Origin of the sequence: Legionella micdadei (assembly GCF_000953635.1) — a bacterium.
GTDB lineage: Bacteria > Pseudomonadota > Gammaproteobacteria > Legionellales > Legionellaceae > Tatlockia > Tatlockia micdadei.
This window is the reverse complement of sequence record NZ_LN614830.1, coordinates 817,296-830,970: the sequence shown is the minus strand read 5'-3', so window position 1 is coordinate 830,970 and position 13,675 is coordinate 817,296. Positions and strand designations below refer to the sequence as shown.

Here is a 13,675-nt window from a genome sequence, read left to right as displayed (position 1 = left end):
ATGGCAGGTGTTACTATTAAAGTTAAGTTAGAATCAACCGCAGGTACGGGGCATTACTACACTACAGTAAAAAATCCTCGTAATAATCCTGAAAAATTAGAATTAAAAAAATATGATCCGGTTGTTCGCAAGCACGTTATCTATAAAGAGAAAAAAATTAAATAGCATCAGAGAAGCCCATCCCAAAGCACCAGCGAGGGATGGCTCTGCAATCATCTAAATTTTTCCCACACTTATAAGTTACTACACTTAGAAGCCAACATTATCTCATCCTGTTTACAAATTGCTTCAAATTCCTACTGGATAATCGCCTCGGATCGGTTAAACTTAAGAAAAGTGAGGAAAAATAAGAAAGAGGATTTGCATGAAACCGTCGTTGCAACTTAGCATTAGCCAACAACTAACTCTAACTCCACAACTACAACAAGCCATCCGTCTGCTCCAATTATCAACCATAGATTTGCAACAGGAGATTCAACAAGTTGTTGAATCGAATCCCATGCTTGAAATAGTCCCTAATGAAGAAAAAGAAGAGATTCGCACCGAGAATAAACAAAGCCCTGATGAATTTACTGATTTCCAATGGTCCCAGCTCTATAACACCAGTAAAAAAGCCAGTTTTGAGGATATGGATATTAACTACGAAAATTTGTACTCCACAACCACCAATTTACAAGATCATTTACGTTGGCAACTCGATCTAACTCCCATGAGCGATGTGGATCGTGTCATCGCTACTTCAATCATTGATGCCATTGATGACGACGGCTTTCTTACTTTATCTTTAGCCGAATTACACGCCAGCTTAGACAGTGAGACGCATCCTTTAGACTTAGAAGAAATTGAGGTGGTTCGCCATCGTTTACAACATTTTGATCCTGTCGGTTGTGCCTCTTATAATCTAGCTGAGACTTTATTAGTACAATTAGGGCAATTGCCCGATAATGAGGATATTGATTTAGCCAAACGGATAATCCGTGATAATATCGAGTTGCTCGGCCAGCATAACTATCGCCAACTGATGAAAAATCATCAAGTTGATGAAGCACACTTGGATAAAGCATTGCAAATTATTCAGCGCTTAAATCCTAAACCAGGAAATTTAATACAGCAGGATGTTACTGAATACATCATCCCCGACATCACGGTGAAAAAAATCGATGGTGTTTGGCAGGCTTCTTTAAATCCCAACACCTTACCTCGTTTAAGCATTAATAACCATTATGCTTCACTTATTCAACGGGCTGATAACAGTGCAGATAATCAGTTTCTAAAAAACAACTTACAAGAGGCCCGCTGGTTTTTAAAAAGTATTCAGAGCCGCCAGGAAACCTTACTCAAGGTGGCTCGATGCATTGTTGAATATCAACAAGATTTTTTAGAGCATGGTGAGGAAGCCATGAAGCCCCTTATTTTAAATGACGTTGCCCAAGCCTTAGATATGCATGAATCAACAATTTCCCGCGTGACAACACAGAAATTTATGCATACCCCTCGCGGCGTCTTTGAGTTAAAATATTTTTTCTCAAGCCATGTAGGAACCATAAGCGGCGGAGAATGTTCATCAACGGCTATTCGCGCTGTCATTAAAAAATTGATTGCCGCAGAAAATAGGAAAAAGCCTCTGAGTGACAGTAAAATTGCTCAGCTTATTGGTGAACAAGGTATTCAAGTTGCACGTCGAACTGTTGCTAAATACCGCGAAGCAATGGGCATTGCCCCTTCCAACGAGCGCAAAACAATTCGTAGTTAGATTTACTAAATCGAAGGAGAACGTTATGCAGATCAACTTCACCGGCCATAATATCGAAATCACCCCTGCTTTGCGATCTTATGCTGAAGATAAACTCAATAAGCTAGAAAAACATTTTGACAAAATTACGTCCATCCATGTAATTTTTGATGTACAGAAATTGAATCAAATTGTTGAAGCTTCCATCATGGTCGCAAAAGGTGAATTGCATGCCCGTTCAGAATCAGAAGATATGTATGCATCCATCGATGCCCTAATCGACAAATTAGATAGGCAACTTATCAAACATAAAGAAAAACTCCAAAATCACCGAGAATAAGGTTTCAGAAATATAGCCCGGTTGTCGCTTCGCGCCAACCGGGAATAAGAACCCTCTATTCCCTTTAGCAATCTTGGTTGCGTCTAGCATCAACCAAGCTCGAGGCTACGCGCAAACCAGCTCAGGTTTTTATCTCATTCCTCCCCTACTCACTTGCCAGCCGTCCTCAGTAGCGTTAAAATACATTTAGTCTTTATTTTGGTCAACAATTTTCCATGCATCTTAATCAGCTCATCAATTTAAACACTGTTTACATTGATGCCGTATCGCAAAGCAAAATGGCTGTGTTACTCAAATTAAGCCAACTGCTTTGTCAAAACCATCCTAATCTTAACCCAGAGGAATTATTTGAAGCGTATTGGAAAAGAGAATCGCTGGGAAGTACTGCGATTGGACAAGGGATTACCATTCCTCATGTTCGGACCACTTATCTTGAGGAACCCATAGGTTGTGTAATTCGATTATTAAACCCAGTCGATTTCGGTGCTACGGATAAACAACCTATTGATTTGGTGATTGGTCTTCTGGTACCGCAAGAACAAACCGAGCAACACTTAAAAATACTGGCAGCCATTGTTGACCAATTCAGGGCTCCTACTTTCCGTGAGGCATGCCGACGGGCTAGTAATCAAGAAGAACTGTATCATTTCTTGATTTCCCACGAGGAATTAAGCGAGCCCGCATAAACTATACGGGCTTTCAATACAGTTAGTGGTAGACTATTTCGAGTGTACGCTCTTCTTCCTCATCAGAATCAGGAATCTCTTGGAAAAAGCTGTCATAGGAACGTGAGCGAGGAATTGATGGTTCATTTTTCCTCCAAGCCCCAGTTACGGCAGAACTTTTGCGGTGATGTCTTTCGAGCTGTACCTCATCCCCAATATCATTTACAGATCCGCTATGCAGCTTAAGTTCAGCCTTCGGTTTTGCTTTAACAAAACTCACCATGCGATTACGGCTGGGGTCACCTTCACGAATCATTTCAACATCAGGACCTTCAACTGCGTAACCTAATCCGTGTCTTTCCAAAAGCGCTTTCCAATGAGCCATCGGACGGAAATCCCTTCTTTCATTCAGTTCTTCTTGTAAGGATACTCCGGTTACCGCATTGAAAACCGTATGGGCCATGTGCGCCATACTTGCTGATTCCTCATCCACCACGTCATGATCCACCAGCAAGAAATGCCCGCCATCGCGCAATACGCGTCTTACATCGGTTAAGAATGATTCTAGCTCCTCTTCTGGAAAGTGATGCAAGCCGACGTAACACGTAATTACATCAGCACTGTTACTAGGCAAGTTCTTAAGGCTCGGTTTATTGTAATCCAATTTTTCAAAGCGATCATAAGGTCTAGGAAAGCCTGTCTGAATATAGTCCGTTAACCCCGGATCATTTTCATGCATGGCGACAATAGATCCTGTCACATGAAAATTTTGCTTAAAGCCACCTACAAAACGGCCTGGGTAACCAATTTCCACTAACCCATTAATTTCAGTCATGTCTTCAGGCAATATGGCTTTCGCTTGGGCAGCTAAATCCTCTTTGATAGTGGCTAATGAATTGAGTATTCGGCGAAAATCACTCACTGCGGAAGGCATTATTTCTGGCAACCGCTTGCATAGTTCTTCATAAATTTCAGCATGCGTGTCGTTATAATCCATAATGTCTTCAAGCAAAGCATAGAATTTATCGGCATCCACGCGATGCAACACATTTTTTAGGAAGCCAGCAAATTTTTTCTTAGACTCTTCCGAAGCCATAATCACTTTGAAGTGATTGGTTTGCTGCGGTTGAGGAGCTAAGTACTTCTGATAAAACCCACTGGTAAAAATGCCCTGCGGATCGACCTCGCTTTTAATGCCAGGTACTGCTTCAGCCGCCCGAGGATAGGCTCTATTAAAATCTTCAGGGGATGAAACATGTTGATAAGGCAAATAATAGCTACCCCCACGTTCAACAGCCATGTGCTGTGCTGCCCGAAGCCATTTTTTAGCTTTAATGATTTCACTTGGCTCAAGCGATTGGTTAAAGCACAACACCACAGCAAAACGATCACCGCTACTTGCGTAAGACAGTGGTGACTTATGTGTGGCTTCATTGTATTTAACAAAGCGCACGGAAGCGTTAAGCAAAGCAACATCGTTTTCTTGAAGCAATCGTCCTAATTCTTTCAAAAAATCAGCAAGTTGGTCTTCGGGCAAGAAATACTCCTGCAGCCATTCCGCTTCAGACACTGAAGGATTAAACATAGCATTAATAGGCGGCTGCATAATTTCATTGGTGGTCATCGCAGGTGAATTGTTCGCCAACAACCGATCACGCTCACCTTCCCAATATTTTTTACGCACCCAAGGTACTCGCCGCGCAACATTTATCATGACTTGATTAAAGCGCGTACCTCGATCACCTTCTTGTGTTAAATGAGGTGTAGTGCATGGAGGATCTTCATCCTCTTTAACATAATCAACTGCAACCCCTGAACCCAATAAATTTTTGGGATCCAGCGATAAGCGGTACAAATGCATGCGGATCTTTTCGTTACCTTGGACGTTTTCTCTAAGATGTTTCGCATAATCATCCGGAGCAACCTCTACTGCGCGTTCGTAAAGCTTCTCGTTATCGATCAATTGCAGTTTGACTTTCGTCACGATACCGTAAATACCAAATCCGCTAGTGATTTGATGAAATAACTCATCTCCAGGCCTTAGTGTATGCCTTTCTCCTCGCCCATCGATAAACTCCATCTCTAAAATGGAATCCGCGAGTGTCCCAGTAATATTCCACCCATGAATGTCAGTTCCAATTGATCCGCCAACTGAAAACACATTAGAGGCTTGCATGAACTTTAGGGCTAATTTGTGTTTATCCGCTTCATTTTGCAAATCTGCCCAACGTACTGCGGCACTGACCGTGGCTGTTTTGCTTACAGGATCAATAACGATAGGGCCATGAGGTAAGTCCAGTTGACTTAAATCAACAACTACTGCTTTATCGCCTTCAGGTAAAAATTGCTTACCTTGGCTACGACCAGCGCCAACGACCATGACTTTTTGTCCTTTTTCAGGCGCTTGAGCAACGAGCTGCTGAAGTTCTTCAACCGTTTTGGGTTGGGCGAGCTCAGCCTCTTCATTATGGTAATATCCCCCTCCGGAAGTAACTCCTTTTTCTGTGGTTTTCTCAGGAGTGAAATAAAAGGCAACAAGCCGCGGACTGATCAAGCCAACAATGAATGACAATAAAGCATAGAGATTTTTACTAAAAATTGTGGTGTATTTTTTTTGCTGTGAGAGCCGTTTATCTTGTAACTCATCCGCAACAAAAAAAGTGCCAAAGGAAAAACGTGCTCCCAAAACACCCGATACGACAAGGTCAACGAGCGCAAGTGGCAAGAATAACGTTAAAAAAATTGCCCTCACTTTGACAAAACGCCAAGCCTTGCTTAGCCACCCTTTAGAATCCGCCGAGTAAGCCCGGTCAATCATTGCCGCTGGCCAGGAAGTGAAACGCCCCCATTCGGGTAACGAATCAATTATTTCTTTAAATTTTGACATTTATCTACTCCGTTAAAAATTATGAATGAATTTGACCTCAGCGCCCTTTTGATCAAATTCTTCCAAGGTATGATGCAAATCTTTGACAGGCACATCAAATAAACAGACTCTGCGTTGGCTGTGAATTCGATCGCCGTATGTGTATAGGGGAGAAGTATTAGGTATGGTATCAAGAGTGGAAATTTTTTCTTCCAGTTGTTGTTCTACTGATTGCCTGTCTTCATTTTCTTCAACCTCAACCACACATTTCACTTGTACCTGCTCTTGGCCGGCAATTTTTCGTAAGTAAATTCCCTGTTCAGCTAAACCTTGAACAGTCTCTTGAAAGGCAGCATAACGGGGTGCCTTTAGTCGAGCATAAACATAGGTAGAAGACTGTTCGCGTTCTTTACCTTTTTCATCTTCTTCAATACGCTTAGGTTTTTTCTCTCTCGTGTAGAGTTGATCGACGATTGAAGTGTGTAGTCTCTCTCCAACTTCTTCTAATTTACGCTGAAATTGCTGTATCGCCACTTCCCGATTCTCTTCACCTTCTGCGCGATATTTAACGATAATATCTGTTGTGGGTTCAACAAGGTTATCTTCCTGGTGAAACCAATAATGAAGCGGTTTTGAAATCCAATGTCTTGCCCAAAGCTCAATAGAAAGACATTTCCAGCTAAACCAGTCAACCCAGGTTTTCTCGCCACACTCTTGATAAGCTTGCGCTAACTCTGCACGTTTTTCTTGATATTTGTGGTCATAAAATGGAATTGTTTGTAAATTTCTTGCGTACTCAGCAAAATAATTAGCAATTTTACCTTGCATTTCTGTGTTATTCTCTTTCTTTAAGAAAGGATAGAGAATCAAAGACAGTATCCCTTTTGGTATTAGTTCAAGTGTTGTGAATACCCCGATAAACACATCCATTAACATGTATTCGGAAGTGAGGATCTGCCAATGGCTATTATACTTTCGAGCAGCTGAGTATGAGCGAGAAATCACTCTCCATAAGTCAGCTATTTGACGAAAATAGGGAAATTGAAATATTGAATTCCCTTCTCTTGCAAAAGCGGCGAACTCCTCCGCCATTTCTACATTTCGCCATTCAGGTCCGGTCATGTACGATTGATATTGATGACGAAGATAGCTTGGCTTTGTCTTCATCCTTGTGTTAAGTTGCTCTGTAAATTTTCCCATTTCTACTCCTATAGGGTTAACCGCGATAAATTATCTTGCAGAAAACTTAAAAAACTATTAAGGATATAAAATAAACTGGAAATTATTTTTTTTCGAATAAATTCAAGGTCAATTTGTTAAAAAAATAATCATTTAATCAAATTTATTTACTTTTACCTATTGTATAAAATTGCAGCACATGATAGATTGCGAGCTATGATAGAGACTAAGATTAAAATCATTAATAAATTAGGATTGCACGCTCGAGCTTCTGCGAAATTTGTTTCTACTACATCACGTTTTCAAAGTCATATAGAGGTCATTAAGGATTCTCAGACTGTAAACGGCAAAAGCATTATGGGAGTTATGATGCTTGCTGCCAATAAAGGCTGCGAATTGACCCTACGCATAGAAGGACCTGATGAGGTTGAAATGGAAAAAGCAGTTGTCGACTTGATCAATAACTGCTTTGGTGAACCCGAGTAGGCCTAAGGTTTTTCCTCCGGATTCTGCTTCCGTTGCTTTCGCATGCGGTGCAAACCATATAAAGTTTGCAAAGGTCCCGAGGAAGCGTAGATAATTGCTCCCAGGAATAAGACTAATGAAGGATTCACTGCAATCGCTACGAATAAGATAATCATAAGTAAAAGATAGAGAAAAGGAACCTTTCCTTTAAAGTCAATTTCTTTGAAGCTGTAATAACGTATGTTACTCACCATCAGCACTGCTGCAATGAAAGTGAGAATTGCTGTCACCACAGAGAATGCGAAATGTTCAAGCTGGTTTTGATAACAAAACCAAGTGAATGAGGACACAATGGCTGCAGCTGTTGGACAGGCAAGGCCTTGAAAGTAGCGTTTATCTGCAGTGGCGATTTGGGTATTAAAACGTGCCAATCGCAGAGCAACCGCAGCGGTATACATGAATGCCACAAGCCAGCCAATTTTCCCTAATTTATGAAGGTTCCAACTGTAGATCAATAAGGCTGGAGCCACACCAAAAGTAACCATATCAGATAAGCTATCGTATTCGCCTCCAAAAGCAGTTTGTGTATTGGTTAAGCGCGCAATACGGCCATCCAAACCATCAGCAATCATCCCAATAAAAATGGATACTGCAGCTGCTTCGTATTGTGCTTTTAGCGAAGCAACAATCGAATAAAAAGCAGCAAACAAACTGGCTGTGGTAAACAGGTTCGGTAACAAATATATTCCTGAATGACTCTCTTTATGATTCACAACTTAAGTACCCACCATAAATTAAATTACACATGCTAACACAATCGTATAGCGACCTGCTATGCTTCGTTGTTTTACCGATATGGTGCTATAATAGGCATACTGTTTTTAAATTGCATCCACCATGGCCGACTCTAAAGATAAAAAGATTATTATCGAAGGTATCACTCCTCAAGGGAAACCATTTCGTCCTAGCGACTGGGCGGAACGGATGAGCGGCTCTATGGCGAGCTTTAAAAATCGACGCATTCATTATTCGCCCCTTCTTCAGCCAAGTGTGAATACGGAAGGGTATAAATGTGTTTTGCTTGATCCTAAATTGAAAGAATCAAGCCCACAAGTTTATAAAGCAATTATGGATTTTGCTAAAGCAAATAATCTGAGAATATGCGGTGAAGAAGAATAAGGCGTTTTGAACTAAAAATTCGATGCTATGGTCATCGTTAGCGACTCTAATCCATTCATTACTGTATTTAAGAAAGCAGCTGTACTTTGGAAATTCATTGCTAATATACCCGCGAAAAGAAAAGCCAGTCCTTTTGATCCATGCTTCACATTAGGATGACTGGCTCCCACCAGCAACACACAACCGCGAATAAACCAAATTAATCCAGCGGTTTGAATAATTAACCCCATGGAACTATATATGTTATAGGGGTTGTAATCTGTGTAAGCAAGAATATTACCGGCGCCAAAAGTTGTATTGGCTAGAGAACTAACACCTGATGGCAGGAAAACGAGTATTGTGCCTCCTATAATGTAGGCAAATGGCACCATCAATTTTTCTTGTGAGCCTCTACCTGCAGTTTCGCCAATTTTTTTAAGCTTTGCTAACGCCACAAAAAAACATAAAATGCCCATAACATAGGCGAAACCTGAAAGTAGCTGTTGAACAGGGAACAGTGATCGGCTCAAATTGCCGAGCATTTGGACAAGATCGGTGCTATTCATAGTCTAATTATATACTCAATTATTCTTATACTCTTGCAATGCATAATTTTTCCCCTATATTAGTAGGTTTTCTTAGATATATTGTAATTTAATTATGCAAGTCAGTACCTTTCCCATTATCTTGGAAGAAGCTTTTATGATTTCTTCTTATGTAAGACACTTTACTTTTAAGGTGTTAAAGTCTCCCCCTTTCAACTTTATCCCAGGCCAGTTTATCACGATCCATTTTGAACGTGATGGCAAAATGCTCAAACGCAGTTACAGTATTGCCAATGTACCAGCACAAAACAATCGCATTGAATTTGCAGCAGGTTATGTTAAGGGAGGGCCAGGTACTGAATTATTATTTAATCTAAAACCAGGTGACCAAATCAATGTTGCTGGTCCATTCGGCCGTCTGGTTCTGAAAGAAGATATGCCAAAACGCTATATTTTAGTAGCTACAAGCACGGGTATCACCCCTTACCGCGCTATGCTGGAAGAATTGAAGCGTAGACTGCAAACGAACGCTGATTTACGAATAGTAATATTACAGGGGGTACAAAAACAGAGCGACATCCTTTATGGTGAGGACTTTAAACAATTCGCTACTGAATTCCCTCGAGTCAGTTTTCGTGCCCATTTGAGCCGCCCTGATAAGGAATTAGGGGAACATGAATACTCAGGGTATGTGCAAAGCGCCTTCCCTGATCTTGCTCTTAATCCACAAGAGGACACCATTTATTTATGTGGGAATCCAGGTATGATTGATGAGGCATTTAATTATTTAAAAGAGCACGGCTTTGGTATGCATCAAATTATTCGTGAGAAATATATTTCTTCGCCAGCCAAATAGGGCCACTGCTATGAATGACAACCGTGATAGCTCAAGTCTCCCATCTCGAATCTAATGAACGGCCAGATTTGAGCCGTTTCGCGATATGGGCTGATCTATTAGGTACAACCGTTATGTAAATCATGAGGAGATTAAAACTATGCATTATGATGAATTGTCAGCAACGATGGAGCTTTTGTTGCAAGATGGCAAAGGCATTTTGGCTGCTGACGAAAGCGGCGGCACCATTGGCAAAAGGTTTGAGTCAATTGGCCTAGAGAATACCGAAGAGAATCGCCGCGATTACCGTATTTTACTCGCTACTACACCTGACTTAGAGCAATACATTAATGGCGTTATCTTATTTGAAGAAACGTTTGCCCATAAAGATGAGCAAGGTACACCCATTGCTGATCTCTTTGCGCAAAAAGGAATTGTTCCAGGAATTAAAGTGGACAAGGGCCTTGTTAACTTGGCAAACACCGAAAACGAAAAAGTAACTCAAGGGTTAGACGGTTTAACTGAGCGCTTACAACATTTTAAAAAATTGGGAGCAAAATTTGCAAAATGGCGGAATGTCTATTCCATTTCAAATTACACGCCCAGCCTAACTGCCATCAAAGCAGGTGCCGAAATGCTCGCGCTTTATGCTGCAACTTGCCAATCACAAGGCATTGTTCCTATTGTCGAGCCAGAAGTATTAATGGATGGTGATCACTCCATTGAGCATTGCGCTGAAGCAACTGAGATTGTTCTGCATGAACTCTTCCATGCCTTATTTATTCATCAGGTGGAGCTTGAACATATTGTTCTTAAGCCGAGCATGATCACTTCTGGTAAGAGTGCAACACCTTTCAGTTCACCAGAAGAAGTCGCAAATTACACCATTAGTATATTCCGCAATCACGTACCTGCAGCAGTCCCTACAATTAACTTCCTTTCTGGTGGACAAACTCCAGAACAAGCTACAATCAACTTAAATGCAATTAACAGCTTGGGTTACCAACCTTGGCTTTTAAGTTTTTCTTATGGTCGCGCTCTGCAAGAGGATTGCTTAAAAGCCTGGGGAGGCCAAAAAGCTAATACTAAAGCTGCACAAGACGCTTTATTAAAACGAGCTCGCTTAAACAGCATCGCTTGCTTTGGTGAATATAAAAGTGACATGGAGTAATTGCTTCTGTCATTATTGACATCCCCGGCGTATCAACTGTCTTATGCCCAAACTCAAGACAGTTGATACCCGCTCTTGCACCCTCTTAAACAAACTCAAACCGGGCTAACAAAGGAATATGATCCGATAACATACGCCAGGGCTTTCCTTGGAGGCACTGTACATCAACAACCTCCATGCCTCGGTAATAAATTCGATCCACGCAGAGTGCTGGCTTTATTGCAGGAAAAGAACGAGCATGGCGGCCTTTCAACATAAAAAAAGCTTCTTTGATGCCTAACTTATCAGACAAAAGCGCAGATAAATGATGACGCCAATCATTAAAATCACCGGCCATGAGCAATGGTTCATGCTCAGGCACTGCCTCAGCAATTCGTTGCATCAAAGCCTTACACTGGGAAATTCGCTCCGCTTTGAATAAACCTAAATGCACACAAAGCAAGTGTACTGTGATTTGCGGGTTTTCGCCTACTTTTATCTGGCCATGCAAGATACTTCTCGATGCGCGATTCATGGAAGACAGGTTAATGTTTTCAAAGCGGTCAAAACCATATTTGCTCAAAATAGCATTCCCATGATGGCCTGATTGATAAATTGCATTTTTTGCATAAAGAAAATGAGGCCAAATTTCCTCCGCAATGTATTCAAATTGAGGAAGATCAGGCCAGGCGTTAATTCGTTTTTCTCGGCGTCGGTGCTCACCTTGCACCTCTTGTAGAAAAACAAAATCTGGATTTAATGTAGATAAAGCCTCACGCATCTCTGGCAATAAAAAACGAACCTTGCCCAACCCAAATCCTTTATGAATGTTGTAGGTTATAAGAGATAGACTCCTGGAATGCTGCATATCGTATCAATTTATTATTAAGTATCTACTTTTAGCATACCATTTTTTACACACCTGTGTCGTCTAGAGCAAATTTTTGCCACTATTTCGTTCTTAAAACAAGGGCAAATGGTTCGCTGTTGCTGCCGTCTATGATTGAGCTAAGTAGTTTCACACGGATTAAAGCATGGATGGGCTTTGTTGATGAAGAACAATTTCTTTCCCCAGCCAACCGCTCACAATTTGCTACCTGATGCACAGTGTCAATTGGGCTATCATCTTTAGCAATGATTTCTTGAGTGTCGCGATCAATAATTTCCAAGGAAAGATGGCTTAATTTCCATGCGGCACCCTCTGCTGAAAAGCCCACCCGACGTTCATGCACCAGAGTTACTTTTTCCCCTATTTGCAAATCAGCTTGATATTCCAGAACCGGTTTTTCTAAAGTGAGTTGATCTTCAATGATACTTTTTCTTTGCTCAAAAGCAGTTTGCATATTGATATAACCCCAACCATATGTCCTATTCCATTCTGAACCCATAATAGAAAAATGTGCTTGTTTCTCATTATCAGATTTCCCACTATCGGTCCAAGTATCAGCGCTATTAATTAATAATGCTTTGATCGCCATAGGATTTTTAATCCCCGCATCTTGAAGCAACAAAGCTGCCCCTCCCACATGAGGTGCAGCGGAACTTGTTCCTCCCATTAAACGATAACCGTCGTGATAATCCATATCCTTCATGTAATTAAAACGATAGATTTGCACATCAGGAGCACATGTTCTTGTATCATGACCCGGTGCTGTTAAATCCGGTTTGCGCCTTCCGTAAGGGGTAGGCCCGCGGCTACTCGTAGAACGAATGATATGCTGGTTTCGATTGGCCGTTTTGACGACAGTGTTATTTTCAATCACGTTAAGGCTCATATTGGCCACAGTGAGTGCATTATAATTGTCTCCGGGAACCGTTAAAGTTGATGCATAGAGTATATTTTTTGATGGCTCAATATACCCCGCATTGCCTGCTGACTTCACCCATAAAATTTTTTTCTCGTTCACCACATAGTCAATTAACTTGGCCAGTCCGCTCCATTCAGGGCAACCCTGACACGATAAACTGCCATTCCCCATGCTGTAGTTGATAAGTGTTGGTTTAATTTGGGAGCGTTCTAACATCCAATCCAGGGTTGACATAGTCATCATAATGCTTTGTACATCTGGGTTTTCTGGACCAGACAGCCCTGAAATAATAGTGGGTAAACCATAAGCAACCCCCTTATACCTCTCATTATTACTACCATAGATACAGGCTATACCTGTTCCATGAGGCGCCCTCACGCCATTGATAAAATCCTCATAGTGCGAGCCATCTTCGGTCCGAACTATCAATTGCTTATTGGCCAAATCAGGATGGGTGGGATCAACCCCGTCATCAATTAAGCCAAGTACACCTTTTTTACCAGTATAACCATGTGCCCACCAGTTATTAACGTCGAGATACCACGAAGAAGGCGCTAATTTTATAGCTTGAACACTTACATCCAATTCTTTCGTGCTTGGGTTGTTAGAGGAAATTTGAGCCACTGCTTTATGATTAGCAATTCGGTTTAAATCATACAAATTTGCCGGAAGAGTCACTGCTACCGCCGGCATGAAACCCAAATCCTGAAAGCTAGTATTAGGGAAATTGATAAGATCGTTTAAGAACTCCTCTTTTTTCTCGATGGAATAAAGGAAAACGAGGATAGGCAAGGTGGATGGCTCTGCTGCACCTTTTAATTGTCTGGCTCTAACACTATTAAGCACATCCTGATCAATAATAGCCTTTGCAAAAGCGGTGACCGTAAAGCAAAGTAGGCAAATTAAAAATAATTTTTTCATTGCTATCGCGA

14 protein-coding genes are annotated in these 13,675 nt (G+C 41.2%); 8 read left to right on the top strand and 6 right to left on the bottom strand.

The window, feature by feature from the left end; genetic code table 11:
• The 4 genes from rpmG (at position 1) to LMI_RS03775 (ending at position 2,758) form a co-directional block, all read left to right on the top strand.
• Complete coding sequence (gene rpmG / locus LMI_RS03790) at positions 1 to 165, top strand: 50S ribosomal protein L33 (protein WP_045098605.1); 165 nt, start codon at positions 1 to 3, stop codon at positions 163 to 165.
• A 199-nt stretch (positions 166 to 364) separates the two neighbouring features.
• Complete coding sequence (locus LMI_RS03785) at positions 365 to 1,753, top strand: RNA polymerase factor sigma-54 (RefSeq protein WP_045098604.1); 1,389 nt, start codon at positions 365 to 367, stop codon at positions 1,751 to 1,753.
• 25 nt (positions 1,754 to 1,778) lie between these two features.
• A complete protein-coding gene (gene hpf / locus LMI_RS03780) occupies positions 1,779 to 2,072 on the top strand; it encodes a ribosome hibernation-promoting factor, HPF/YfiA family (protein ID WP_045098603.1) in 294 nt (97 codons plus the stop codon).
• Between the two features lie 215 nt (positions 2,073 to 2,287).
• Complete coding sequence (locus tag LMI_RS03775; RefSeq protein WP_045098602.1) at positions 2,288 to 2,758, top strand: PTS sugar transporter subunit IIA; 471 nt, start codon at positions 2,288 to 2,290, stop codon at positions 2,756 to 2,758.
• 22 nt (positions 2,759 to 2,780) lie between these two features.
• On the opposite strand, the gene LMI_RS03770 is transcribed toward LMI_RS03775, so the two are convergent.
• Together LMI_RS03770 and LMI_RS03765 are read right to left on the bottom strand one after the other, a co-directional pair.
• Entirely contained in the window at positions 2,781 to 5,624 is a 2,844-nt protein-coding gene (locus LMI_RS03770; protein ID WP_045098601.1) for an FAD-binding protein, read from the bottom strand.
• A 12-nt stretch (positions 5,625 to 5,636) separates the two neighbouring features.
• Positions 5,637 to 6,803 (bottom strand): hypothetical protein, encoded by a 1,167-nt coding sequence (locus LMI_RS03765; protein WP_045098600.1) that lies wholly within the window; start codon positions 6,801 to 6,803, stop codon positions 5,637 to 5,639.
• A gap of 195 nt (positions 6,804 to 6,998) precedes the next feature.
• On the opposite strand from LMI_RS03765, the gene LMI_RS03760 reads away from it, so the two are divergent.
• Positions 6,999 to 7,268 carry an HPr family phosphocarrier protein gene (locus LMI_RS03760; protein ID WP_045098599.1) on the top strand — a complete coding sequence of 90 codons (270 nt, stop codon included), beginning with the start codon at positions 6,999 to 7,001 and terminating at the stop codon, positions 7,266 to 7,268.
• Between the two features lie 2 nt (positions 7,269 to 7,270).
• Here LMI_RS03760 and pssA read toward each other — a convergent pair whose 3' ends face one another.
• Positions 7,271 to 7,987, bottom strand: coding sequence for a CDP-diacylglycerol--serine O-phosphatidyltransferase (gene pssA, locus LMI_RS03755; RefSeq protein WP_102010540.1), 717 nt, complete (start codon positions 7,985 to 7,987; stop codon positions 7,271 to 7,273).
• A 157-nt stretch (positions 7,988 to 8,144) separates the two neighbouring features.
• Between pssA and LMI_RS03750 the strand changes: the two genes are divergently transcribed.
• A complete protein-coding gene (locus tag LMI_RS03750) occupies positions 8,145 to 8,426 on the top strand; it encodes a DUF3579 domain-containing protein (protein WP_045098597.1) in 282 nt (93 codons plus the stop codon).
• A gap of 11 nt (positions 8,427 to 8,437) precedes the next feature.
• Here the strand turns inward: LMI_RS03750 and LMI_RS03745 are convergent, their stop codons facing one another.
• Complete coding sequence (locus LMI_RS03745; RefSeq protein WP_045098596.1) at positions 8,438 to 8,971, bottom strand: hypothetical protein; 534 nt, start codon at positions 8,969 to 8,971, stop codon at positions 8,438 to 8,440.
• Between the two features lie 94 nt (positions 8,972 to 9,065).
• Here LMI_RS03745 and LMI_RS03740 point away from each other — a divergent pair, with 94 nt between their 5' ends.
• Both LMI_RS03740 and LMI_RS03735 read left to right on the top strand, forming a co-directional pair.
• Positions 9,066 to 9,806 carry a ferredoxin--NADP reductase gene (locus tag LMI_RS03740; RefSeq protein ID WP_045098595.1) on the top strand — a complete coding sequence of 247 codons (741 nt, stop codon included), beginning with the start codon at positions 9,066 to 9,068 and terminating at the stop codon, positions 9,804 to 9,806.
• A 139-nt stretch (positions 9,807 to 9,945) separates the two neighbouring features.
• Positions 9,946 to 10,956, top strand: coding sequence for a class I fructose-bisphosphate aldolase (locus LMI_RS03735; RefSeq protein WP_045098594.1), 1,011 nt, complete (start codon positions 9,946 to 9,948; stop codon positions 10,954 to 10,956).
• Positions 10,957 to 11,041: 85 nt separating this feature from the next.
• Here the strand turns inward: LMI_RS03735 and LMI_RS03730 are convergent, their stop codons facing one another.
• Together LMI_RS03730 and LMI_RS03725 are read right to left on the bottom strand one after the other, a co-directional pair.
• Positions 11,042 to 11,803, bottom strand: a complete 762-nt coding sequence (locus LMI_RS03730) for an endonuclease/exonuclease/phosphatase family protein (RefSeq protein WP_045098593.1) — start codon at positions 11,801 to 11,803, stop codon at positions 11,042 to 11,044.
• Positions 11,804 to 11,885: 82 nt separating this feature from the next.
• Complete coding sequence (locus LMI_RS03725) at positions 11,886 to 13,664, bottom strand: S8 family peptidase (RefSeq protein ID WP_045098592.1); 1,779 nt, start codon at positions 13,662 to 13,664, stop codon at positions 11,886 to 11,888.
• Positions 13,665 to 13,675: the final 11 nt, after the last annotated feature.

Bases quoted from the DNA above. Each gene is read 5' to 3' on its own strand.
- rpmG (WP_045098605.1), top strand. From the start codon at position 1: ATGGCAGGTGTTACTATTAAAGTTAAGTTAGAATCAACCGCAGGTACG.
- LMI_RS03785 (WP_045098604.1), top strand. From the start codon at position 365: ATGAAACCGTCGTTGCAACTTAGCATTAGCCAACAACTAACTCTAACT.
- hpf (WP_045098603.1), top strand. From the start codon at position 1,779: ATGCAGATCAACTTCACCGGCCATAATATCGAAATCACCCCTGCTTTG.
- LMI_RS03775 (WP_045098602.1), top strand. From the start codon at position 2,288: ATGCATCTTAATCAGCTCATCAATTTAAACACTGTTTACATTGATGCC.
- LMI_RS03770 (WP_045098601.1), bottom strand. From the start codon at position 5,624: ATGTCAAAATTTAAAGAAATAATTGATTCGTTACCCGAATGGGGGCGT.
- LMI_RS03765 (WP_045098600.1), bottom strand. From the start codon at position 6,803: ATGGGAAAATTTACAGAGCAACTTAACACAAGGATGAAGACAAAGCCA.
- LMI_RS03760 (WP_045098599.1), top strand. From the start codon at position 6,999: ATGATAGAGACTAAGATTAAAATCATTAATAAATTAGGATTGCACGCT.
- LMI_RS03750 (WP_045098597.1), top strand. From the start codon at position 8,145: ATGGCCGACTCTAAAGATAAAAAGATTATTATCGAAGGTATCACTCCT.
- LMI_RS03745 (WP_045098596.1), bottom strand. From the start codon at position 8,971: ATGAATAGCACCGATCTTGTCCAAATGCTCGGCAATTTGAGCCGATCA.
- LMI_RS03740 (WP_045098595.1), top strand. From the start codon at position 9,066: ATGCAAGTCAGTACCTTTCCCATTATCTTGGAAGAAGCTTTTATGATT.
- LMI_RS03735 (WP_045098594.1), top strand. From the start codon at position 9,946: ATGCATTATGATGAATTGTCAGCAACGATGGAGCTTTTGTTGCAAGAT.
- LMI_RS03730 (WP_045098593.1), bottom strand. From the start codon at position 11,803: ATGCAGCATTCCAGGAGTCTATCTCTTATAACCTACAACATTCATAAA.
- LMI_RS03725 (WP_045098592.1), bottom strand. From the start codon at position 13,664: ATGAAAAAATTATTTTTAATTTGCCTACTTTGCTTTACGGTCACCGCT.